Here is a 22,303-nt window from a genome sequence, read left to right as displayed (position 1 = left end):
ATGATCGCAACTACCACCAGCAGCTCGCCATGTCTGGTATACGCAGTTGCCAGTCCGGACAGCAGGTGAGCAGGCAGGCGCGTACCCAAACCTCGGCCGCGCGTGCACAATTGTGTGTGCGGACAGGGTTCAGTCATTGATGGGAGCAAGAGGCAGAGCTGAGCAGGCGGTTAACTCTGCTGGTGTGATTCGGAAGGATGCTCAGTTAAATCATGCCCGGGTAGCGTCTGTCCTCTTGCTTGTATGGCCTGCCGCAGAGTCCAGTAGATGGGCTGAGTGCGGAATTCGCCGGCATGCGGAACACCGGCAAGAATATCGTGACGTGCGCCAGCAGTATTGGCGACGTCTCGCGCATGGGGCTGCTCACCCTATGGGTTGTCGAGGGTGAGGTGATGGTGGTCCTGCTGCACTGTCATCCGGGTGTTGCTCTACCACAGCCACAAAGCGGTGCGGGATGAGGATATTGGTGGCCTGCAGCTTGAACCTGAGCTCTGGACATGGTCAGCTTTCACACCTGCGAACTTACTGATCAATGCACACCACTACGACGCGCTTTCCTGACGTGAAGACAGCGAGGTAGCACGTGAGAAGGGAGCTAAGAGCAGGCAGAAGAGATGGAGGTAAGGTATGAGATATGGAAAAAGTGGTGCTGCTGGCAGCCTTGACGGCGGGCATGGCTTTGGCTCAGGCCGCAACTTTTACGCTGAAACCGGCTACGGTTGTTGCAGCGGAGGTCAAGCGGGAGAACGACCGGACGTTTGCTCAGGCGTTCAACTACTTTGATGTGATCGAGGCGTACCCTCACGTTCGCGCGAAGAAAGTGACCCAACCACCTGGGAACAAACTCCTGACGGACCTGTGCGTGAATCACACGCGTTCTGTTCTGAACATTCCAGGCAAGCCAACGTTCTCCCAGCTGAGTCAGCCGGTATACAACGTTGATGGTGGGGTGTACTTCATGCGAGGTTCTGTGGCGTCCCGAACCTCGTCTGGTATCAGGTTACAGCGGAGTTTTTGGTGCACGATGGTGTTTCAGGGCGCAGACGATGGAGGCACGGTGTATGTGATCAGCGACATGGTTCGCTGAGGACCCAGATCACACTCAGATTCTGGCCTGATTTCTGCGCGCCGCGCTCAAGCCTGCGCGACGTCGACCCACGTCCCCAGAGCCGACGAGCGTTCCCAGCTCTCCAGGACGGCCTGAATGCGGACCCCCATGGTGAAGTCGACCAGGTCGCCTGGTGCGCCGCGCACACGACTCACCAGCGCCCGTACCAGCCGTGTTCCTGCGGGAACCCGCACACCCTCTACCGGCACCGTATCGAGGGAAGCCTGACCCAGCGCAGCCACGGGCACCGCCCAGTTGACCAAGCCCGCGGTGCCGCCTGAACCGTACACCGTGAGACTGACCTGTTCGGGGCGCGGCACGTTGGTCAGGCACGAGACGACCACCAGGGTCCCATTTGCCAGCTCAAGCGTGCCGAGCGCGGCAGTTTCACAGGCAAGAGGATCGTCCGCCGGATACTCGGCGTGGGCCCACACCCGTTTCACCGGTCCAAGAGTGGTCAGGATGACGTGCAGCAGGTGTGGGCCGACCTCGCGGATCGGTCCGCCCTGTTCCCGTCCGCCAATCCAGGGATTGTGCTGCCATGCTCGTGGCCACTGCGGAAAAACCAGCGTCAACTCTGCGCGGCGCATAATACCGAGGCTGCCGTCCTCAACCAGATGGCGAAACGTCTCGATTCCAGGGTCAGCGTGCAGGGGCAGATTCAACGCGTGAACAACGCCCGCCGCCTGCGCTGCACGCTCTATGTCCTGGGCTTCGCTGAGCGTGAGTGCCAGCGGTTTCTCGCACAGAATGTGCCGGCCTGTCGCGATAACATCCAGGGCAATGGCGTGGTGGTGCCGCGGTGGTACGGCGACATACACGAGATCGAGTCCGGCCGCGTCAAGCATACGGCGGTGATCGGTCCAGGCAGACGCTGCCAGCGGGCGGGCTGTCGATTCAGCGAGCGAAGCATTCACATCGCACACGGCCGTCACTTGTACGTCAGGCTCAGCTGTAAAGGCTTTCAGCAGGCTCTGGCCAATGGCGCCGAGGCCAATCACACCGACTCGAACAGGACTGGTCATCTTGTGTTCCTTTTATTTTGGAATCGCACCCCGCACACTATGCCGTATTGCCCCCGACCGCGGTGTCGCGCAGCGAGGTCAGGACGATTATGGCGCGTTGTGGATCGGGGAAGGGGAGAGCCAGGGCTGTCCTGGGTGACGAGGTGTACATGCAGTTCCTGCTGAGAGCGTGACCGGTGAGGACGTTGCCACACCGCACTCTTGATCCCAGGTGACTGATGGGGGAATTGGCGGGGCCTTTGCCCGGATGCCGCGTTGAGCCACACTGGAGGCATGGCCCGCCTCCGGACACCTGCCGGACACTCCCTTGAACCTGCGACGACGTCGTTTGCTGTTCGGGAGATGCAGGCAGCTTACATCGACCCACCGGGTGGAATCACGGCCCATCCTGACGTCCTGGAGGTCGTGCTGCGCACCATGGACGAGGTACTGAGCGAGGTGATGCACCAGGCGGAGCATGACGAGGCCCTGTCGCCACAGCAGCAAGGCGAACTGATCGGAGGCGTACAGCTGGGCCAGACCCTGGCTGTTGCCCTTCGCGGCTACGCAGCCGATCCGACGGCAGAGCGGCTCGAAATGGTCAACGACCTGACCGTGACTCTGGCTCAGCGACATGTGTTAGGCAACTTCATGATGGCCAGGCTTCCAGCCATCAATGCAGCGTCTGTGCTGAGGGAGATGACCCCAGTGCCGCTGCTTGAGGTTGAGTTCAATCAGGCCACCCGGGTGGTTCTGGACGCCCACGATCAGGACGTTGGGGAAACTGCACTGCTCCGCCTGACCTGGGCCGGGTACCGTGCGCCTGGGCTTCCTAAAAACCCCTGGGCACCCAGCCGGGCCGAGCTGACGCCGCGCCCGACCATGGATCCGACCCGGTTTGGCTGGGACCAGGAACTGAAGGCTATCGCCCGCAGTCCCCATCCGGCCGAGCGGCATGCGGCGCTCCTACTGCTTCACATCAATGGGCGCGACCGGGCCGAGAATCTCCCGCTGGTGCAGGTGCTGGACCAGACCAGCGTGCTGCTTTACGACCTGCAGCGTCTGGCCCGGCGTGAGCGGAATGCATTCCCTGCGCTGGATCAACTCATGACGGTCCACGACGGTCTGGCGGCGGAACTGGGTCACCCGGACCTGTCCATGACCCGGCGCCACAAGCGCTCGGCCGCTGAGCCGCACACTCATGACCGTACCGCTCAGCGGCTCCTGCGCGCGCTGCGCTACGAGCGCCACCGCACGGCCACCGCGGCAGAGCAGGGTCAGCAGGCCCGGCTCTGGGAGGCTCTCAACCAGCTGGAGCAGGAGTTGCAGGCGGGCATGACGCCAGACCAGGACGAGGCGCTTAAGGTCAGGCTGCTGCTGCTGGGCCTCCAGGGCCTGACCAGCACGTACCGTGCGCCCGGCATGAACCTGCCGGTCATGGTGCAGCTCGCCGCGCAGGTCTCGGGTCTCGACCCGTTGTGGGCCTGGCAGCGCACCCAGCCGGGGGATGCGGACGCCCCGGTGCTGCGTGAGCTCCTGGCGGCCCTTGAAGACAGCCTGTTCCTGACCGCGCTGCAGCGCAGCCCTGACTGGCCTGCCTGGGCGCCCCGCATCCGGCGGAGTGTCACCCTGGCCGCGGGGCACCTGCTGGCCACCGTTCGCAGGCGAGGTCTGCGTCTGCCGGACCAGACCTTTCTCGAAACCTGGTTTGCGACCTTCGGGCCGCTGAGGGCAACGCCCCTCACCCACCACGAACTTGAGGCGGCTGACCGTGAGCGCACAGCCCTGATCCTGGAGACGCACGGTGCCCTACAGACGCTTCTTAAGCCGTCAGACGGACTGCCTGAATCAGTCGTGGAGGCCCTGGAGCCTGTGCGGACTTCGACTCCGGCGGCTCCGGAGCCCGCCGCAGTCCAGCCCCTGCCTGCAGCCCTGCCGCATATCCAGGCGGCACGTGATCTGCTGCGCGGCCGCCGTATGGTGCTGCTCGGCGGTGTTCCCAGTCCGCATCACCACGCTGCCCTGGTCGAGGCACTGGCGCTGGAGGACCTTGACTGGATCGGCAGCGACCAGTATGCCCACGGGACCCACGCCCAGTCACATATCAGGCCCGGAACGGCCCTGGTGGTCCTGGCCATCCGCTGGATGGCGCATGCCCACAATACTTTGAGAGACGTGGCGCGTGAGAGGGGAGTGCCCTACGTCATGCACCCGGGGGGGCTGTCGCCCAGCAGTGTCGCCTGGCAGATTCTGCAGCAGGCCAGCCGGCAACTCGCTCCTGACCGGCCCGCGTTCTGATTCCCTCAGTCTCCACAGTCCGGCGGTGTCCCCGGTGAGTCCCACGGTGCAGCGTACAGGCGCGTCAGGAGAAGAGGCCATCAGAGGGGCGTTCAGTTCCATACTGCTGTTGGGGCTAACGCCGCTGGTGCCGCCGTTTCAGAGCCACACGGTTCTTCGGTCAGCCGGCGCAGAGGCAGACGCACGATGTTGCGAGCGTGGCCGGAAGATGGATTGCTGCGCCTCATCTCAGAAGTGCATGACGTTTTACACGCTGGTGCCTACAGGTCTCGTGCCTTAACTGGCCGGGTGTGCTGGGACCAACGTTGATGGGGATGGCGGAGACCGCTGACGAAGCCTCCTCAGAGCCTCTGTAGGGCGGCGAGCCTTTGGTGCGCCTCAGAGCATCATGAAAGAATGCCTTATGCCTGCCTCGCCCGCCGTGAACGCTGAGCTGCGCGCTGCCTGTACCCGTGTTCTCAGCCTTCACCGGCCACTGGATCCTCGCGCGTGGTTCCAACGCCTCGCCGCCTCCCCGTATGCGGCAATGAACATCGATCAGTACGGACAGGGTGAGGCCGTGCAGTTGCTCGAAGGGCGGGTCGCCGCACTGCTCGGGAAGCCTGCTGCCGTATTTGTACCGAAAGGGACCGTCGCGCAGATGGCCGCCCTGCGTGTTCATACTGACCGGCGCGCGGCGCGGACTGTGGCCCTCCATCCTCTGAGCCATATCGAACTCGATGAGGACGGCGCGGTCGAACGCCTGCATCACCTGACGCCCGTGCGCGTGGGGACCATGACCGTGCCGTTTACCTGTGCCGACCTGGCACCTGTGCGTGAGCGCCTCGGCGCATTGGTCATTGAACTGCCCCTTCGCCGCGCCGCGTTCCAACTGCCGGAATGGACCGCGCTCGTTGACCTCCACGCCTGGGCAGCCGAGCGCGGCGTGCCGCTGCATCTCGACGGCGCACGCCTGTGGAGCAGCGCCCCCAGTTACGGGCGCACCTACTCAGATATCGCGGCTCTTGCGGACTCGGTATACGTGTCGCTGTACAAGGATGTGGGCGGTCTGGGCGGCTGCGTTCTTGCCGGGCAGGAAGACTTCATTGACGAGGTGCGCCCCTGGCTGGCGCGGCACGGCAGCCTGATGTACCGTTCGTTTCCTCTGGTGGTCTCCGCCCTTGATGGGCTCGACCGTCACCTGCCGCGCATGACGTCATACGTGTCGCGGGCGCAGGCGCTGGCCGCCCAGCTGGCCGGAGTGGACGGCGTGCGAATCCGGCCGGGCGTGCCTCATACAAGCGGGTTCCAGGTTCTTCTCGAGGGTGATCCCGACCGTCTGAGGCAGGCGGCGGACGATCTGGCCAGAGAACAAAGCGTCTGGCTGTTCAGCGAAGTCCGCTTCACAGAAGTTCCCGGCATCAGCATGATCGAGATCCAGGTGGGTGACGCCGCAGAGGACTTCACCGATGAAGAAATTGCTGGGTTCTTCCGTGAGGTCATGCGCGGGGCACGTGCAGCCTCTGGCAGCCAGGAGCCGTTTCTGAAATCCTCGCAGGAGGATCGGGTGCCCGGCGAATAAGAAGGAACGCAGTATGTGCTGTAGAGGGACGCATGCAGGTCCAACAAATGGACTTGTTCAACCATGTTCCATTTGGCGTTCTGCCCCCGCCCTGTATCTCCTGCGTGCTCACGCTTTTGACCAGACGGCGCTGCTCGCCCGGTCGGCAGTCGACCGCGATAAACGGTTCCCAGCATCTTGGCCTGGTGCCCTCAGGGCTTGGATGGAAGAGTTCGCACGCCTACCCACAGGACCTGGGCCCCTGGGGCCGTCAGTGCGTCCTGTGGGAGATACAGGTTCCACAAACCGTTGAACGGCACCGCATCCGCCAACCCCATCGCCCGCTGCAGTTCATTCTGGTAGGTCGAACAGTCCAGTCCGCCATCTCTGTCCAACAGCCCAGCCACGCGGTATGGAGTTCCGGCAAGCTTCCGTGCCGTAGCCCGCAGGACATTGAGGTGATGGTTGCGCACCCCCACGTCCAGCACAATCACCACGTCACGCTGAAACAAGGTGCGGGCAGGGGTGATCTGCGGCCCACCGCCGAACAGGCCGCCGACGAAAATGCCAGGCGCATCCGTGAATTCGTCCGGTCCGAGTTTGCGCGTCACGTGAGTGCATATGCCCCACGGACGCGCTGCAGACCAGCGTTCGCTGCACACCACGATGAGACTGCCGACCGGTGCGCGGTCTACTGCGTCTCGAACACTCACCAGCTGTGTGGCAGGAACGCGCTGCTCGATCAGGAGCCGTGGGGCGGAAATTCTTGCTCCTTCCGGCGCTGGCTGAAACTTCAGCTGGTTGATTCCTCCTGGCGCGCAGGCGCTCAGCAGCGCACTCAGGATGACAGCCAGCAGGGGTCCGGGTTTCACCGCGCCAGTCTAAGGACAGGTGCAGGCGTCTATCAGGAAGAAGCTCCCTTTAACGAACATGAATGAAGAAGATCGTCAGGTACAGCCGGTCATCCTGTCATTGACGCTTCTGACTGGCCTTCGTCCTGGGGTGAATACTCCGTGCTGGCGATGGCCAGGGTTATGCAAGGCGCGTGACCAAGGATCTGGAACCCAACCACCAGGTCTTCGGTTCCGGCCGCTTCGATTCCTCCACCAAGCCTGAGCCCACCAGCGCTATGTGCAATGTCGCCTTGGAGGTCATCGCTCCGCACATTGGTGCCGTGCGGGTTCTGTCGGCGTCTCCACTCTTATCCCAGATGATGACGCGGTCATCGGACTCTTCAACGCTCGACCCCGGAGATCACTGATGGTGATTCCGCCGCCGGGGAGTTGATGCGCTGGGCGCTCTTTCTTCCTGATTTCAGTGAAATTCTCCGGTAGAGGGTAAGACTGAGCGATGGCGGCGTCCCCGAACATCGCAAGGGCATATTTCGCGGCAATGATCCGGTACAGACCTGTTGATGCGGGGATAGCGCTGTTGGAACGTTGTCCAGTAGCTACTAGAGGGAGCCAGGGTTGATGTGCTCAGCGGGCGAAAAGTTGATGGATACCTGCTGTTCGTCGGCTGGCGGGGCCAGAGGACTAAGGTGCACCTGGTGAGTCTGACGCGCGAAGGTTCCGCACGTTGATATTTCCTGCGCAGGCTGCTCCGGTCGCCGGCGCCATGACGGGGCGATAAGGTCGAGGCAGGCACAGGTGGCGCCGCCTGTGCCAGGATGCGAGGGCATATGCGCCGCCCTTCTTTTGCCCTGCTTGCGATCACGCTGACTTTGTCTCTGGTCGCCTGCCCGCGTTCCACGACCGCTGCTGAACGGCAGACCTCCGGTTCTCAAGCGATCACCGGGGACACGGTGACAGGCGTCGATCCAGCCGTGGAACCCGCGCCAGGCAAGGTTGTGGGCAAGGCGACCGCAGAGGGTTCACAGAGTGTCGCAGGCAGCCCCCAGAGGCCACCAGCTCCGGAAAGCAGCGCCGCAGCGGCGCCTGAGGCCGCCAGCGCGTCAGCGGACGTGGTTCGGAGCACTCAGGAGAAAGTGAAGGCTGAAGCGCAGGTTGTTAAACCAGCGCCTGTAGAAGTCAGGCCGGCCACAGCAGCATCCACGCCCATGCGACCCACTCCTCAGGTGACGGCCGAGGCGCGCAGGCCTGCGGTACCGGTGACTCAGGCCTCACAGGCCAAGCCCGCCGTGACAGAACCCACCGTGGTCAAGCCGTCTCCCTTAAAGGCCGCTTCCGCCCAGCCAGTTCAGAGCAAGTCTGCGCCTGCCAAGTCTGTGCCCACCAAGTCAGCGCCCCCCACTCCCGCTCCAGCCAGGCCCGCACCCATGATCACCAGTCCCGTGGAGACCGTGTCTGCTCCAGTGGCCAGTAAGGCGGTGGAGCCCGCCCCCGTCAAGCCCGCGGTGATCAAGTCTGTGCAAAAGCCAGCAGCAACGCACCAGGTGGCCGAGTCCAGGCGGGCGCCTGGACCACTCCAAACCGGGCCCGCGATGCGCGGCCTCTGGGTTGACGCCTTCGGACCTGGTTTCAAGACTCCGGGTGAAGTCGATCGTCTGATCGCAGACGCGCGGGCCATGAACATCAACACGCTGTTCGTTCAAGCGGTCAAGCGTGGTGACTGCTACTGCAATGGAAGCCTGCTGCCCCGCACCGAAGATCCGGCGGTGCCCGCGGAATTTGACCCGCTGGCCGATGTGCTGACCAAAGCCCACGCCCACGGCATCAAGGTTCATGCCTGGGTGATTCCCACAGCGGTGTCCAACCGCGCGGTCCGCTACCCGGTGACGAATCCTGAACACGTGGTCAACGCCCACGGGGAAGGCGACGAGCAGGACTGGTTGATGCGCAACTCCGGGGGCTCTATGTGGGCAGGGAATGACCAGCAGCTGGACATCGGTCATCCCGATGCACGCCGCTATATGGTCGATGCCATTCAAAGCGTGGCAGCGGCCTACAACATCGATGGTGTGCAACTCGACCGCGTGCGCTACCCCGATCCGTCGGGCACAGTGCAGGACTGGGGCTACAACCCGGGTGCCGTGGCGGCGTACCAGGCTGAGAGCGAAACAACCGAGACGCCTGCTCCGGGCGACGCGCGCTGGACAGCCTGGCGCCGCGAGCAGGTGAACGCGCTGGTCTCGGAAGTCTCCGGCGCCGTGCGCAGCGCACGCCCTGGAACTGTGATCAGCGTGGCTGCCATTACCTATGGCGCTGGACCCAGGACCCGTGAAGCTTTTGCGAGCACCCGCACGTACGCCGAAGTGCTTCAGGACTGGCCGTTATGGCTTGCTGACGGAAACGTCGACCTGGTGGTGCTGATGAATTACAAGCGCGAAGCGCACGCCGGTCAGGCCCGCGACTTTGACAGCTGGAACCGCTTTGCGAAATCGGTCAAGGCTGGTGGTCAGGTAGCGGCTGGCACGGCGCTGTACCTCAATACAGCCCAGGAGAACCTGGTGCAGGTGCGCCGCGCCGTAGAGCAGGGGCTGGACGGGTGGGTGGGGTATTCCTACCGCACGCCGGAACTGGGTGTGGAGGAGGGCCGCAAGGCCGGGGACAAGGCGTACCGCGAGCTCCGCAGCCTGCTGGTGGGGGAGAGTGCGGCGCGGCACTGAGCCGGGTGAGATGGCGGGCTTGCCTAAGCTGCGCAATCAAGCTGGTCCGGTTGTCGTGGATGGGCAACCACTCCTGCAGGAAGTGCGGCTTCCGCTGGGCGGGCCGGAGGCGTTTTGCGTGGAGCAGTCACTGCAGGATTTTGGAGCATCCTGCGTTGCCGAGGTGGAACAGCTGGTCGGGACCTATACGAACGGGAGGATCCGAACGCTAATTCCGTGGAGAAACTGTGAGCGCGCCCAATACTCGTCGAGTAGTTCCAGGTGCGCTGCAGGAGCTGCCGCAGCACGCGGTCAGCCTGGCTTACGACCGTGGGCCGATTGCGCGTATTCGGATAAAGCCGTCAAGGTGCACCGGGATCAGGGTTTCGACCCCCGTCTCCTGACGCTCCAGCCAGGTGCTGACGTAAAGCCGGAGTGTCTCGATAAAGACCGTGTCAAAGGAACTTCTGCGTTGCTGCACATCATGCCGGTGCGTAGCTCGGCTGGCAGCGGGGAATGAATTGGCAGGCGCGCGACACGCGAACCGCCGATTTCGCGGGTATAAGTGAGTAGTTTGTTTCAGGAGTGCATTCTCGTAAACACGCCAGATTGTCTGGCGTGCACGTTCACCTGCCGATTGGGTAGGGCGCACCTTCGCCGGGCTTGTCAAGTCCAGGCGGGTGGCCACTGAGGACAAATCGTTGGTCGAGACCGCAGACCATCTCATTCACGACGCTGTTATATGACGGCCGGGCCGCCGCTTGGCCTGACACTTCAGACGTACTCTACCGATGTGTCCGTTGATTCGTAATGATGGCAGCCTAGAACCACCCTTTGCAGGGATCTCCAGAGCACCAGGGACGCCATGAACTTACGCTCAGATCAGTAATGAGGGTCAGCTGGCCTGCAATGAGATCTGTGAAGTACGCAATAGCCTTATAGGTCAACATCTGTGTTTGGATGTTCAGCAGGGACAATCAGGGCCGATACGAAGGAATGAGGCATCGGGAGGGCGGCGCGCATGAGAAGCTGCCTGGGTGAAGACGGATTGGCTGGAGCGGGCATTTGCGGTGCTGACCGTGGTATGTGCGGCTGGAATCGTGGCGTTGTTCGCCCTGGCTATGTCCTGGGCGAGGTGAGGAGTGAACGAGGTAGAACAGCTGTTACATTCGTGGGCTCTGGAAATCAAGCATGAAATGCCCAAAAAGATTCAGGAAGGTAAAGTACGGGCTCGAAGAAATCAACGAATTCGGCTTGTCGTGGCTGCACTGCTGATCATTCTTAACATTGCCTGGATGACAGGCATTTTCTCCCTATCTCCTCAGATAAGTAGTGTCCTTTTTCTCGCATTATTCTTTCTTGTTGGATCTGATTACAGATATGTCAAAGAATTACAGAAGGCGCAAGCAGATATAAAACAATTTGTAGTTATGAAGCACTATGCCAGTGCAATCTATTCTTCACCAGATGGGATTGACGATGAGCGGTGCGAACACCTGAAATCTTTTGGAGTTGATCTAGATGATCTATATGATCAGGAGGAAGAGCAACGTGAAGTTAAATCTTTATAAAGAATCCTGGTGTTGGAGGTGAGTCAGGGGCTCTGTCTCCTGACGACCAGACAGAACTCCTGAGAGATCAGAAAAGCCGATTTGTGGGCATTTTCTGCTCTGGAAAGTTCGCTACATGAACTGACACTCACCCCGTGTCGTCCTGGCTGTACTTGCCCACAACCTCATGCAGCCCGAAACGGGGTACTTCAGTAAGGCATCTGATAAAGCCCGAAACAGATCAACGGGTAAAGGGATGTGAGGTATCGAGCGTCGGCTGGTTCGTGGTCGTCATATTGCCTGTGACCGTTCCGGTCGTGCCATTCAGGAACTGAGGCACCGAGATGCCGAACAATGTGTTGTTGGATACCGTCATCGGTACTTTACCTGGATTCAGGATGCCCAGCCCACTTGATCTGCGATTGATCACCGTGTTGTCCGAGATCGTTACATTCAGACCGTCGCGCAGTAATCCTTCTGTGCCGTAGGAAACGATAAAGGCGTTCTGGCTTCTGGCACCTTGCTCGATGACGTTGCCCGTCACAGTAAGGTGTCCACCGTTCGGCACGTCAATGCTATAGCTTGCGGTCTCATCAAGATCGAACAGGCGACTGTTCGTGATGATTGTGGTGCGCGCACGGCTCTTGAATTCGTGGCCCACGACAGCGCTGTGCGAATAACTGCGGTCGAAGATCACCTGACCTACCTCATTGACGTACAGGTTGTGCGTTTGGCCCGGGCTCCCGAGGCCATTGCGCGCGAACTCGGTGCGGGTGATACGGATGCTGCCAGCTGGAGCGCTGGCGGCCAACAAACCATTTTCGTTGCCGTGCAGGTAGCTGTCTTCTATTACCAGGTGACCACCCTGATAACGCACCCCAGCACCGTTCCGGTCCGCAACCTTTGCGCCAGTAAGTTCCAGACCACGCAACGTCACATCCGTGTTTGTAGTGATAATCGCCTTGCCGTTAGGCGGCGCTACAGTGGCGACGAGCCGTGCCAGACCGCTGGTGCTCTCGATAGTAATTCGGGTATTGATCTCAAAAAAGTCATTGGTGTATGTGCCTGGATCTACACGAATCGTGTCGCCGTCCTGGGAAGCAGCAACCGCCGCACGGACGGTCGAATATGCTTTGCCAATTCCGACCGTCAGCACGCGACCGGTAGGCAGGGTAATCACAGGCGTGTCGACTGGCGGGGCTCCCGTGAGTGGGGGAGGGGTTGTAGGTTGAGTGCATGCTGTAAGGACGAGTGTCAGGCCCAACAGGGAAACGAAACGGGGATAGAAACGCATTGGAAACTCCTTTCCATAGCACATGACGTCACCAGATCAGCGGTTGATAGCGGGCAGATAACACTCACTTCCCGGTAAAACACCCTACATCACTCCCGTTGCTCAACTTGCCGCATTTCTGTTGTGTGGAGAGAGCGCACCGTGGCAGACGCAATTTTCCTTCGCTTACCACACTGCCCGCCTTCACACTGCGTGTATGACGAATACAACCTTGAAAGACTGCCCCGAGACCGGCTGCTGAGAAGATTTGCACGACGCAGCTGGTCGAGACGATTGCCTGCCAGGCCAAACTGACCATAAAGCACAGTGAGAAAGCCGTCAGTGTACAGCTGGAGGGCATGGTCCAAGCCGTGCGCAGCGTGAAGAGTGTCGGTCTGTCGGACCTGGGGACCCTCAGCGTCCGGGAGAACGCGGCTCGCACCGACGTGCGACCCAGCACCAGCAGGAAAATTCAGGACGGCCACCTCGTAGAAAAATACGGGCGTGCGAACAAAGAACTAGGTTACCCCCAGAACCTTTGTCGCTAGATGACCCAAGGTGCACCGTCAGGACATCCCCGTATACGAGTGAATGGCAGCTTATGGGGTGCCGTTGCCGTGCGGCCCGACTGGGTATACCCCCAGACCAGGATGAGCGCCACCCTTGATGCGGCGGAGGCAGACGGGTTATGAGGTGCCTCAATTGTTTACCGGTGGCGGTACCTGGCAACTGCTTGGGCCATATACCCGCGGTACTCATTGATGGCCCCTGAGGTGAAGGTCGCATCGATGCGGGGTGACCAGCCGGCTGGCCGAATCCAGATGGTGGCTTGATCAGTGGCCTGCCCCGCCGTATTCGTGATCTCGGCCTCCAGGAGGGACAGGGTCTTGTTTGCGGTTTTCAGCGTATATCCTCTGGTGTTCAGGAACATAAGCGACTGGTCGTACAGGTATTCTGACGGCACATGGTCCCACGTGATAATTCGCACGGTTACTGGGGCGCAGGAAGCGAAGAGCAGCCCAGTTGCGACGAACAGGAACAGGCGCTGTTTCATGCCTTACTGTGACCCCCGGAGGCCTGGCAATTCAGTGGCTGGCACACGTACGGGTGTTGTACCTGGACTCTTTTCTATTCGGGAAGGTTGATTACCGTCAAGATGGGGTGGAGCGGGAGAGAATTCCCTCAGTTCATGCTTCTGAAGTCCCCCACATCAGCTGACGATCCCTACCCGCACGCGGCGTACCTCGCCGTGACCGCGTACGGTGAAGTGATTGGCGTGGCCCTGGGGCATCCAGGAAGCACTCTGGTGCTGCACATCACGCCTGAGCTTGCCATCCCAGGTCAGTTCACGCTGCAGCCCCACAACGTGCCTGCAGGCCGTCAGGCGCCAGCCCTCGTGTGCCACACTCCCCAGGGGTTGCCGGCGGTTGCCCGGCAGAAACGCGCTGGTTATTTTGCCGTAACCTGTTATGCGGAGCGTCCAGACCGGTTGTGTTTCGACGCAGTGTACGAAGCCTGGATCTGGAAGCGGTTGCAGGCCATGGCGGCAAGTCCCAGTAACGCATCCCGCCTCGCTTGCTGTGCAGAGCTCTCAGGACCTGGGGGTGAGGCTCCGTCCGCGCGCTCCAGTGGCCATTATGAAGCGCTCATGCCGATGCTGCCCTTTCCGCTGCCAGCCTTCACGCCGCACCGGCCGCGTTCAAGCCGCGCACGCAGACCACGATCCTGAGAGGCGAGGTCGGCCGTGCCGGTCGGCGTGGATCCTGTAAACAACGCCGACGGTCGCAGATATAGTGGTAAGTCCTCCATCTCCGATAGGAACGCGGCACTGTCCAACCCGTGAGATGCGGTCTGAAAAGGCTCATCGCGGGCGGTACACAACCGGTGGACCTTTTGCCGACCAGCAGTTTTGGGCGGCACGGCTGCTGACGGCCAGGCGCCAACGATGCCTTTGCTGGTGGGTGGCTGACAGCCCCAGTAGCCCCTTGAGCGCTTCGACCGCATGACACTGCAGTTCCAGGACATGTGTTGAGCCTCGCTGGGTGAAGGTTCAGGCCAGGCAGTCTTCCGGGAGCATGGAAGGCTGCACGTCGTATGGACGGGTCTGAAAGGCCGCGTGGAGGTTGATTTCAAACTGGCCGGTGATGCGGGAGCGCTGAGCCGCGGGCAGGACTTCAGTTCCTGGGGACGCTAGCCCGGATGGGGGAATGGGCGCTTGCGTCGGAACATAAGCATCTCGCAGCGGAACATCACGTTCTGGTCCTTACAGGAGGAAATATTGATACAGGCCCGTGTGGATTCCCGCTCTGGCCGTAAATGATACCGATAACCCTGACAGCAACGCCGGCCTGAGGCTCAGAACAACAGGCTACTTTCCGGGTGGACTCGGAACCCGCCTGGGATCGCGCATGCGCTGTGACTCAGCAGCCGGAGAACAGGCGTGAACTGCAAGACGAAACTGCCTGTTGCCGTGCGATTCTCCCACTGAATTATTTTAAATTCAGCTTTGGCTCTGGCATGTCCAACACCTCCAGGCTGGTGATGAGTGGCGCGTTCACTTTAAACACGTGTAGGTGAGTCCAGAAGGGCCATCCCAGGTCCAGCATGGAAGGCACTCCCACAGTCTCCAGTGACGGCTGAGGGTGTGATCAGCCGCCTTGTCAAGTGGCTCGCCGGAGGAGGGATGCGACCGTGTGGGTGTGTGGGCATGAAGGGACACCCGTCTGAGTGCCGCCCCCGTTCCGCTACACTGGCACGGTTTCCGAGCATATGACGACCCCTGCCGCCTCTCCAGATGCCTTCGCTGCGCTCCGTTTCGCGGACTTCCGGCGTCTGCTTGTATCCTCCGCCAGCGCGTCGTTTGCTGGCACGGCGTTTTCCGTCGTCATCGGGTACCAGGTGTACGCCCTTACCAAAAGCCCGCTGATCCTCGGCCTACTTGGCGTCGCAACGGCCCTACCGACCCTGAGTCTTGCGCTGCTGGGCGGGCATTACGCTGACCGCCTGGATCGCCGCCGCATACTGCTTGTGACGCGTGCACTGCTGGTTCTCAGCGGTCTGGCATTCGCGGGCCTCTCTCTGGCCGGGCCGGCAACCAGTGTGACTGGCCTGTTTCTTCTGGTCGTGCTGATGGGATTCGCGCGGGGCTTCGGGGATCCGGCTTCCAGTGCGTTCGAAACCCGGATCGTGCCGGCCAGAGTGTACGTGAACGCGTCCGCGTGGTTGGGCAGCGTAGGTCAGGTGGCTGGGATTCTTGGCCCCGTACTGGCGGGGCTATTCCTGACGCGTTTCGAGGCGAGCGGCACGTACATGCTGATGGCCACGCTGTATGCCACGTCCTGGTTCGCGCTTCGGCGGATGCCGCGCATCCCACCGGTCATGACGGTCAGTGAGGAGGGCATGCGCGAGAGCATCCAGGGGGGGTTGCGCTTTGTTCGGAAGGACCCGGTGCTGTTCGGCTCCATGGCCCTGGACCTCCTCGCCGTGCTGTTCGGCGGCGCGGTTGCCCTGCTGCCCGTATTCGCCTCAGATATCCTGAAGGTCAGCCCAAGTGGTCTGGGCATGCTGATGGCCGCACCCTCCGTCGGCGCGCTACTTGTGATGCTCTGGATGACCCGGAAGCCCCCGCTGCACCGCACGGGTGTGTGGCTGGTGCTGAGCATCGCGGGGTTTGGACTCGCTATGTTGGTGTTCGGAGTGTCCCGAACGTTCTGGCTGTCGTGGACAGCCCTGGCTTTCAGTGGCGTGTTCGACGGTGTGAACATGCTGATACGCCGCGCGATCGTGCGCACGCGCACCCCGGACCATATGCGTGGCCGTGTCGGCTCGGTCAGCCTCGTGTTTATCGGCACGAGTAACGAGATCGGCGCGCTTGAGAGCGGTGTGGCGGCGCACTACCTGGGGGTCGTGCGCGCCACCGCGCTGGGCGGCCTGATCACACTGGCCATTGCGGGCGGGGCCGCGTGGCGCTGGCGGGATCTGATGGCCTGGGAGCTGCGACACGAACAGGCGTATCACAGCGACACCTCAGGCGTCGACAGCACCTGAGGTTCACACGACTGAGGGTGGTCCTGGCGGCCTCGAAGGCCGGCGGGTGAGACCACTACCATCATGACCGCGCCGCCAGTAAACCCGGACAAGTGACAGCGGACATAACGGAGCGTTCCCACTGACCTTCCGTATGTCACCCACCATACTCAACCATCGCCTGCAGGAACTCTGCGAGGCGGACATCGTCGAGATCGGGGAAGCAAAAGGCTACGTGCTGAGCCAGGGGGAAAGAGCGTTGTTGGCAGCCATGATGCCGCGGGTGCAATGGTCCATGCAGGCACGGCACACACCAGCCGCGCAGGAACAGGGATCACAAGAATGCGCTGCTATTTTCCTGTCGTGGAGAACCTCCTGAATGGGGCGGTTGATCCGGGTAGCAAAGCTCGCACCGGTCCCGACACCCGAGGCCCCCTCACCGCCTTCCGTCTCCGTTCGGAGATGGAGCGAGGCTCAGGGCCTTCCGGCCATGAGGCACCAGCTTGATGAGTTTGATGTCGCTGGGCCGGCCTGCACCGTGCTCAGGGCCGGACGATACGGCGATTCTGTTCCGAAAGCGCGCGGGCCCCACGAAGATGCCCGCCGACCTGCATGCGGTACACCCACCGCCAGAAGTGGGAAGCGCCGACCGCGCTGCGTTCTTCCGGGTTCACCCGGCCGCGCGGGTGAGAGACGATCCGCCCCACAGGACTGGCTACCGGCGCAGGCAGCAACTCCAGGCGCCGCAGGTGCTTGATGCTCTTGTACCCGTACAATTGCGGCGCGATCAGCCGCAGGGGCGCCCCATGAGCCGGCGTTAGCGGTTTGCCGTTCATGTGGTCGGCCAGAAGCACGTCGGTGTGCATCAATTCTTCCAGAGGGACGCACGCCTGGTAGCCGTCGTGGGCGCGGACCATCACGTGCGTGACGTCCGGCTGTGCGAGTTCCGTCAAAAATGCCGCCCACACGTCCGCAAACCGCCGGCCCTCCCAATGCACACGGGGTGCAGTTCAGGTGGTGACGCGATGGAAGTCACGAATGATGGCTGTCCGCGGGACGTGTCCCGCTCGCCCAAGTGATGCCGCGCCCTTCCTGTGTCATGGCAAACGCCCCGACCTTACCGCTTTGCACCGATACTTCATTCCCGGCAGGATTGAGAGCTTGAATGCGTACACCAAAGAGTCAGCATTCAGGCAGCTGTAGTCCCCCACCGGCGGCGCACTGGTCTTAGCGGTGGCCAGAGCTGCGGGTTTGGGCGCCTGGGCAGGTTTGAGCCCTGAAGGAACACTCGCAGTTGGCCGCGCGGCCAGACGGCACCAGCCCAGCACCACGCTGTTGCTGCCTGCGTACATCACGCCCGCATGACGTCCTTCCCGCCCTGTCAGCACAAATGACAGCGACGCGCTGTCTTCCGTATCCGTCGCTTCCAGCACTTTGAGTGTCAGTTGACGCGCGGTGAGCTGAGTGGCCAGGCTCCCCGAAACCTGATCTCCTACGTCACCTTCCCAGACCAGAAACTCACTGGTGGTGCACGCTGCTGACTGCGAACTGGCCACGTTTCTCAGCGGGCCCGCAAACTCACGGGTGGCTGCCGCATCAGTGATACGAATGGCCCCGGGAGCCAAAGGCACACCCAGCAGGCTGGACGTCGCCGCAGGCCCCTGCTGCGCGAGTGCGCCGCTGCAAATCACGAAAAGGGTAAAACATGGCAGAACCCATTGTCGATGCATGACTCAACGTAATCCGAGCCCCCTACCGGCACACTGACGATGGTATTGGCTGCCTGCACCCGGCCCACTGTCTCCGCGTCGCGCGCTTACTGGCACAACACATCTATGGCTGGCTGCATCATCTTGAACCTCTCTGGCGTGATCACAGCGCAGCCGGGAAGCCCGACATGCAAACGCTCATTGACAGTCGTGACTTCATCGGTCGGCAGGCCTGGCGGGGGAGGGGACGTTCTCGTGGTGAAGGAGTGGTGGAGGACGCGGCCGCGCTCCTCATGTCAGAGTGGCGGTATGACACGCACCCCCCCTATCAGTCCGAGAAGCGAACGATGAGCGCCGCTTTCGAAATCACGCAGGAAGACCTGCGTGCCGCACTGGACCGGTTGAACCTGCCGGCAGACGAGACGACCCTGGAAAGGGCCGCGGAAGTGGCCTTTGCTGAGAATGAACGCATCACAAAAGCGGCGCTGTGTGGCGAACATCTGGAGGAGCAGACCAGGTGCGGCATGGATGAATTGGTGGCGGTGCTCAGCGAGACGCTGGGAGCGGGCGGATAAAGCGCGTGAGCAACATAGGAATTCCAGATCCTCGTTTCGTCAGGGTTCCGCTTTGGTGGGGTCCCAGAAATCACCTTTTTTCGGCTGAGACCCCTTTTTTTGTAGATGCCCTGCAGGTGTCAATGCTTGCTTGTAAAACTGTGCGTGCAGCATGGCTTGTTGATGTCAGAATGTACCTATTTTCACTCCTACCCTCCTCCCCTTACGTCTCTTTCCTTCTTCCTCCCTCTTCCTCTCTTCCTATCGCACCTTCTTCCTCATCCCGCTCTGGCCCCATCACGAGCATGTGTACGACCCCTCCCTGTCCCTCACGCGGTCCGAACTGGCGGAAGTGTTTCTTTCGCGGGTGCTGTCGCTTGTTGAGAGGGCTCAAGCACTGGCAACCCGTGCTGGGTAAGTGATTCACCCTTTCATAGGGGTCAAACGTGGGCCAAAGCTTACGAAACCCCAGCTGACATCACTCAGTCGTCAGCGAAATTTCCGAAGCACACGCTGGCACCTGTGCTTGCTGCACACCTGCATGCTGATGCGCCATCACAGGACCCTTGAGGAGCGCCCGTGAGTGCTCCTGCATACGCCTCAGCACGACTGATCAGGCTCCAGCGTCACCGGGTCCACCGGCCGGATAACCGCGGGCACCTAGGGTATGCATTGGATTCCACGCCGTGCTGCCTGGTGCTCTCCCAGGAGGTCAGCAGGATGCCGTCAGTCCTCCCGTCGCGGTAGAGAATCTTTCCTACCTTCAACGAACGCCTTCCCGGCGCTGGGGATCCTCCAGAGTGCAATACCCAGGAAGATCAGCAGGAACGGAAGCGCGAGCTGTGGCGTCAGCTCTCCCGACCACGTTATCCAGGCCAGCACCAGAAGATTGATTCCCAACACCAGGAGTCGAAGGGCACGGCTCACACCACGTGACATCCCGTCACAGTAGTCGTTCCATCGTCGTTCCATCACGGCAGCACTGCCCCATGTGACTCGCGCGGCTTGCCCCTCGTCAGACGTGCGCGTTCGTGCGTAACCGGCTGGTGTGCTGTCCCCAGGAACGGTCGAGCTTGAGGGTTTCTAGAAGCTTCAGCACAGCGTATGCACAGCCTCTATGCCCGCCCCCTGCAACTACCTTCTGATCGGCGACAGCCCCACCGAGCGGCTGCTCGCTGAAGAAGCCTTCGAGCAGGTGTGCCCAGAATGCTCCCTCACGACCTCTGCCAGTGGCGCTGAAGCCCTCGAGCTCCTTCAGAACGAAACCTTCCAGCCGAACGTGATTCTCCTCGACGTCAACATGCCTGAAATGAACGGGTTCCAGCTGCTCGCGGAACTTAAGCGTGACCCACGCCTGCAGAAGATTCCGGTGGTGATGCTCACCACCTCCAATGCAAAAAGTGACATCATACGGGCGTACAGCTTGCACGCGAGTTCGTACCTGGTGAAGTCCTCGGAATTTGATGGTTTTCTTGAGCAGGTGGAAGTGTTTTTGCAGTACTGGCAGGCGAACCGGGTGGCGCACAGCGTGAGCGGTTGCTTGAGCTGATTGAGGTCGCTGAAGCATCTGCAGTTGCTCATGCGGTCCGGGCGGATTCCTTGCTGTCAGGTGCAGGAAGGCCGCGGATTGCTCAACAAGAGCTTCAGACCTAAGCGCAGGAGCTAGAACGAAGAAGCAGGGTTGCAGACGAACTGAGCCGGGAGAGAGGGAGTGGGGTGAGCAGAGGGGAAGTGCTCAGTTCGAACATCAGGACAGATGGGAGGGGAGGAATGCGGGGATGCATCCTTGCTCCTTAAACGTACATTCTTAAATAAACCCAGGTATGGTCGAAATATAATGCTAGACCGTCCAAGAAAGGGGAGGCTCAACTCCCCGCGTCGTGCATTCAACGAATGCCGGCGTCAGTGGCCGGCGTGGCTGTCTTCAGACTCATGTCCGTCTGCTGCGTCAGTCACCGGGTGCGCTGCCTCCTCGGCTTCCACAGGGGTGGCTGCGGTCTCCGGAGCGTCTACCGCGGAATGCTGTGCGGCGGACACGTTGGGGGTGACTTCCTCGGCTGCTGCGCCATGGCCATGGGCAGCGGGCGCGCTCACCGATGTGGACAGCGCGCTGAGGCCGCCAAACAGCAGCGCCGCCACAGCCAGCGTCCCTGAAATCAGTTGCGTGACTTTGCGCCCCAACGTGAGGCCTTCACGCATCGCGAACGCCGTCACAGCCAGCAGCAGGCCGCTAGGGATCAGAATGGTGGAGTATGGGGGGTTATCCAGGAAATGCTGAACGCCTCCGGTCATCATGCCTATGCCCACGGACAGCACGAACGACACCAGCAGGAACTTGCCCAGGGCGGTCCCGCGCTCGTTTTTGCGGATGACGTACTCCTGAAGGTAATTCCCGGCGGTGAAGCACACCACGCCCACAGCGGCGAGGGCCATGTAGAAGGTGGTGTTCTCTCCCAGTCCCAGGTGCACGATGCCGCCCGCGATGAAGCTGGTGGACGCCAGCATCAGGAAGTACGCGACGAAGGGAAGCAGCAGGTGACTGCGGACGGAATGTTTTGCAGAGCCGGTGGATTCGGTCAAGGAACTGGGGGCGGTTGAAGTCACGTGGAGAACCTTAGAGGTTTTATGTAAAGGTTGTGTTAAGCCGCCGGTGAGGACCCTTCTTGGGTTTCGGTTTCAACCTGTGCACTGGCGGCATGTGTATGAATAACGCGGCCGCCGCTGATGGCCGTTCATCGAGTATGCCACGGATCAGGCCATTAACCTCCTCCGGCCCAACCGGCATGACGGTCAGGGGTACATCAACGCCATGCTCGCCGGAGGACGCAAACCCGCGGGCGTACAACTCAAAGTGGCTGCCGCCAGTTGTCTTTACCGCGCCTTACGCTGGGCCGGCGCCACCTAAGCTGACCCGTTTCGTGACGCCCGCGTGCCCAAAGACCGCACTCCTGGCATCATCAAACGGCCGCCGTACAGTGAGGACGACCTCGCAGACGTGCTGGAGAAAGCGGACGTGCACGCGAAGTTCCTCCTGTTTCTCACGGCGCATGCAGGCTTACGCATAAGTGACGCCCTGGAGTGGGATGATCTCGATGAAAGTACGCGGCGCATTCACGTCCGGTCCGGCAAAGGACGCAAAGCGCGAATTCTCGCGATGAGTACGAGTCTCGCGCGAGCCACCCGGCTTTACCGGGGCCTGTTCGGCCCGGGAGGACCAGATCACACGGATGGGAAACGCACGACGTCCTCAAAACATGTATACCAGTACGCGAGTGTGATGACCAGCTCATCAATTGGTCAGATGGCGCTTACTTCTCCGCCGCCCGTGCGATGCATGGCCAGGGTGGTCAGGGCGCTGGTGATTGGCGTACGTTCAGCGCACAATCCAGCGTTCCATCACGGCGGGTGACAGGGCCACCCACGTGACTTCGCTCAAGGAGGTCTTTCCTTCTCGCCCAGTCCAGCGGTGAATCCGGATCAGCGCGTTCCAGCCCCGGTCGAGGCGCATGTTCATCCGGGTGTGACGCTGCTCAATGGACCCGACCAAATCGCCGTCCCCAAGATCACCAAAAAACAAGAGGGCGTCGAACGGCATGTACAACGACTTAAAGTCAGGCGTATTGCGCATGACTCGGTTCTGTTCTTCGATTCCAGGGAGTGCTCAGCGTCTGAGCGAATGTTGGCCGCTACGTTA

At 61.3% G+C, this 22,303-nt stretch carries 20 protein-coding genes; 10 read left to right on the top strand and 10 right to left on the bottom strand.

The genetic code is table 11. From position 1 onward, the window contains the following. Positions 1–634: 634 nt before the first annotated feature. Entirely contained in the window at positions 635–1,087 is a 453-nt protein-coding gene (locus tag DEIDE_RS14195) for a hypothetical protein (RefSeq protein WP_012694665.1), read from the top strand. Between the two features lie 47 nt (positions 1,088–1,134). Here the strand turns inward: DEIDE_RS14195 and DEIDE_RS14190 are convergent, their stop codons facing one another. After that, complete coding sequence (locus tag DEIDE_RS14190) at positions 1,135–2,133, bottom strand: Gfo/Idh/MocA family protein (RefSeq protein WP_012694664.1); 999 nt, start codon at positions 2,131–2,133, stop codon at positions 1,135–1,137. 273 nt (positions 2,134–2,406) lie between these two features. Here DEIDE_RS14190 and DEIDE_RS14185 point away from each other — a divergent pair, with 273 nt between their 5' ends. Together DEIDE_RS14185 and DEIDE_RS14180 are read left to right on the top strand one after the other, a co-directional pair. Next, positions 2,407–4,410, top strand: coding sequence for a hypothetical protein (locus DEIDE_RS14185; RefSeq protein ID WP_162485658.1), 2,004 nt, complete (start codon positions 2,407–2,409; stop codon positions 4,408–4,410). Positions 4,411–4,813: 403 nt separating this feature from the next. Then, a complete protein-coding gene (locus tag DEIDE_RS14180; RefSeq protein WP_049760544.1) occupies positions 4,814–5,971 on the top strand; it encodes a threonine aldolase family protein in 1,158 nt (385 codons plus the stop codon). Positions 5,972–6,162: 191 nt separating this feature from the next. On the opposite strand, the gene DEIDE_RS19205 is transcribed toward DEIDE_RS14180, so the two are convergent. Beyond that, positions 6,163–6,822: a hypothetical protein gene (locus DEIDE_RS19205; protein ID WP_041227726.1), complete on the bottom strand. Its 660-nt coding sequence runs from the start codon at positions 6,820–6,822 to the stop codon at positions 6,163–6,165. 809 nt (positions 6,823–7,631) lie between these two features. On the opposite strand from DEIDE_RS19205, the gene DEIDE_RS18170 reads away from it, so the two are divergent. After that, complete coding sequence (locus DEIDE_RS18170) at positions 7,632–9,518, top strand: glycoside hydrolase family 10-like protein (RefSeq protein ID WP_012694660.1); 1,887 nt, start codon at positions 7,632–7,634, stop codon at positions 9,516–9,518. A gap of 301 nt (positions 9,519–9,819) precedes the next feature. On the opposite strand, the gene DEIDE_RS19200 is transcribed toward DEIDE_RS18170, so the two are convergent. Further along, positions 9,820–9,978 (bottom strand): hypothetical protein, encoded by a 159-nt coding sequence (locus tag DEIDE_RS19200; RefSeq protein WP_162485657.1) that lies wholly within the window; start codon positions 9,976–9,978, stop codon positions 9,820–9,822. 661 nt (positions 9,979–10,639) lie between these two features. On the opposite strand from DEIDE_RS19200, the gene DEIDE_RS19195 reads away from it, so the two are divergent. Further along, complete coding sequence (locus DEIDE_RS19195; protein WP_162485656.1) at positions 10,640–11,068, top strand: hypothetical protein; 429 nt, start codon at positions 10,640–10,642, stop codon at positions 11,066–11,068. Positions 11,069–11,288: 220 nt separating this feature from the next. On the opposite strand, the gene DEIDE_RS14165 is transcribed toward DEIDE_RS19195, so the two are convergent. Beyond that, the gene (locus tag DEIDE_RS14165; protein WP_242402991.1) at positions 11,289–12,203 is read right to left on the bottom strand and encodes a right-handed parallel beta-helix repeat-containing protein; all 915 of its coding nucleotides are present in this window, start codon (positions 12,201–12,203) and stop codon (positions 11,289–11,291) included. 383 nt (positions 12,204–12,586) lie between these two features. Between DEIDE_RS14165 and DEIDE_RS18165 the strand changes: the two genes are divergently transcribed. Continuing rightward, complete coding sequence (locus tag DEIDE_RS18165) at positions 12,587–12,868, top strand: HU family DNA-binding protein (RefSeq protein WP_083764285.1); 282 nt, start codon at positions 12,587–12,589, stop codon at positions 12,866–12,868. Between the two features lie 158 nt (positions 12,869–13,026). Here DEIDE_RS18165 and DEIDE_RS14155 read toward each other — a convergent pair whose 3' ends face one another. Next, complete coding sequence (locus DEIDE_RS14155; RefSeq protein WP_012694655.1) at positions 13,027–13,374, bottom strand: hypothetical protein; 348 nt, start codon at positions 13,372–13,374, stop codon at positions 13,027–13,029. A 156-nt stretch (positions 13,375–13,530) separates the two neighbouring features. After that, positions 13,531–13,683 (bottom strand): hypothetical protein, encoded by a 153-nt coding sequence (locus DEIDE_RS19190; protein WP_162485655.1) that lies wholly within the window; start codon positions 13,681–13,683, stop codon positions 13,531–13,533. A gap of 1,406 nt (positions 13,684–15,089) precedes the next feature. Between DEIDE_RS19190 and DEIDE_RS14150 the strand changes: the two genes are divergently transcribed. Beyond that, positions 15,090–16,367 (top strand): MFS transporter, encoded by a 1,278-nt coding sequence (locus DEIDE_RS14150; RefSeq protein WP_012694652.1) that lies wholly within the window; start codon positions 15,090–15,092, stop codon positions 16,365–16,367. A gap of 521 nt (positions 16,368–16,888) precedes the next feature. Here DEIDE_RS14150 and DEIDE_RS18160 read toward each other — a convergent pair. Together DEIDE_RS18160 and DEIDE_RS14135 are read right to left on the bottom strand one after the other, a co-directional pair. Continuing rightward, positions 16,889–17,344, bottom strand: a complete 456-nt coding sequence (locus tag DEIDE_RS18160) for a molybdopterin-dependent oxidoreductase (RefSeq protein ID WP_049760543.1) — start codon at positions 17,342–17,344, stop codon at positions 16,889–16,891. 99 nt (positions 17,345–17,443) lie between these two features. Then, positions 17,444–17,977, bottom strand: coding sequence for a hypothetical protein (locus tag DEIDE_RS14135; protein WP_162485654.1), 534 nt, complete (start codon positions 17,975–17,977; stop codon positions 17,444–17,446). 425 nt (positions 17,978–18,402) lie between these two features. Between DEIDE_RS14135 and DEIDE_RS14130 the strand changes: the two genes are divergently transcribed. Together DEIDE_RS14130 and DEIDE_RS14120 are read left to right on the top strand one after the other, a co-directional pair. Next, entirely contained in the window at positions 18,403–18,630 is a 228-nt protein-coding gene (locus DEIDE_RS14130) for a hypothetical protein (protein WP_162485653.1), read from the top strand. Between the two features lie 1,096 nt (positions 18,631–19,726). After that, the gene (locus DEIDE_RS14120) at positions 19,727–20,158 is read left to right on the top strand and encodes a response regulator (protein WP_012694649.1); all 432 of its coding nucleotides are present in this window, start codon (positions 19,727–19,729) and stop codon (positions 20,156–20,158) included. A gap of 353 nt (positions 20,159–20,511) precedes the next feature. Here the strand turns inward: DEIDE_RS14120 and DEIDE_RS14115 are convergent, their stop codons facing one another. After that, positions 20,512–21,213, bottom strand: coding sequence for a hypothetical protein (locus DEIDE_RS14115; protein WP_012694648.1), 702 nt, complete (start codon positions 21,211–21,213; stop codon positions 20,512–20,514). 325 nt (positions 21,214–21,538) lie between these two features. On the opposite strand from DEIDE_RS14115, the gene DEIDE_RS19630 reads away from it, so the two are divergent. Beyond that, positions 21,539–22,018 (top strand): tyrosine-type recombinase/integrase, encoded by a 480-nt coding sequence (locus tag DEIDE_RS19630; RefSeq protein WP_012694647.1) that lies wholly within the window; start codon positions 21,539–21,541, stop codon positions 22,016–22,018. Here the strand turns inward: DEIDE_RS19630 and DEIDE_RS14110 are convergent. Then, complete coding sequence (locus tag DEIDE_RS14110) at positions 21,983–22,237, bottom strand: hypothetical protein (protein ID WP_041227718.1); 255 nt, start codon at positions 22,235–22,237, stop codon at positions 21,983–21,985. The two genes, DEIDE_RS19630 and DEIDE_RS14110, sit on opposite strands and share 36 nt — an antisense overlap. Between the last annotated feature and the right edge of the window lie 66 nt (positions 22,238–22,303).

It is taken from the genome of Deinococcus deserti VCD115, from assembly GCF_000020685.1.
In the GTDB taxonomy this organism is placed as follows: Bacteria; Deinococcota; Deinococci; order Deinococcales; family Deinococcaceae; genus Deinococcus; species Deinococcus deserti.
This window is presented reverse-complemented; position numbering and strand designations above follow the sequence as displayed.

Coding starts and splice junctions, on each gene's coding strand:
- DEIDE_RS14195 (WP_012694665.1), top strand. CDS start 635: ATGGAAAAAGTGGTGCTGCTGGCAGCCTTGACGGCGGGCATGGCTTTG.
- DEIDE_RS14190 (WP_012694664.1), bottom strand. CDS start 2,133: ATGACCAGTCCTGTTCGAGTCGGTGTGATTGGCCTCGGCGCCATTGGC.
- DEIDE_RS14185 (WP_162485658.1), top strand. CDS start 2,407: ATGGCCCGCCTCCGGACACCTGCCGGACACTCCCTTGAACCTGCGACG.
- DEIDE_RS14180 (WP_049760544.1), top strand. CDS start 4,814: ATGCCTGCCTCGCCCGCCGTGAACGCTGAGCTGCGCGCTGCCTGTACC.
- DEIDE_RS18170 (WP_012694660.1), top strand. CDS start 7,632: ATGCGCCGCCCTTCTTTTGCCCTGCTTGCGATCACGCTGACTTTGTCT.
- DEIDE_RS14155 (WP_012694655.1), bottom strand. CDS start 13,374: ATGAAACAGCGCCTGTTCCTGTTCGTCGCAACTGGGCTGCTCTTCGCT.
- DEIDE_RS14150 (WP_012694652.1), top strand. CDS start 15,090: ATGACGACCCCTGCCGCCTCTCCAGATGCCTTCGCTGCGCTCCGTTTC.
- DEIDE_RS14130 (WP_162485653.1), top strand. CDS start 18,403: ATGAGCGCCGCTTTCGAAATCACGCAGGAAGACCTGCGTGCCGCACTG.
- DEIDE_RS14120 (WP_012694649.1), top strand. CDS start 19,727: ATGCCCGCCCCCTGCAACTACCTTCTGATCGGCGACAGCCCCACCGAG.
- DEIDE_RS14110 (WP_041227718.1), bottom strand. CDS start 22,237: ATGCGCAATACGCCTGACTTTAAGTCGTTGTACATGCCGTTCGACGCC.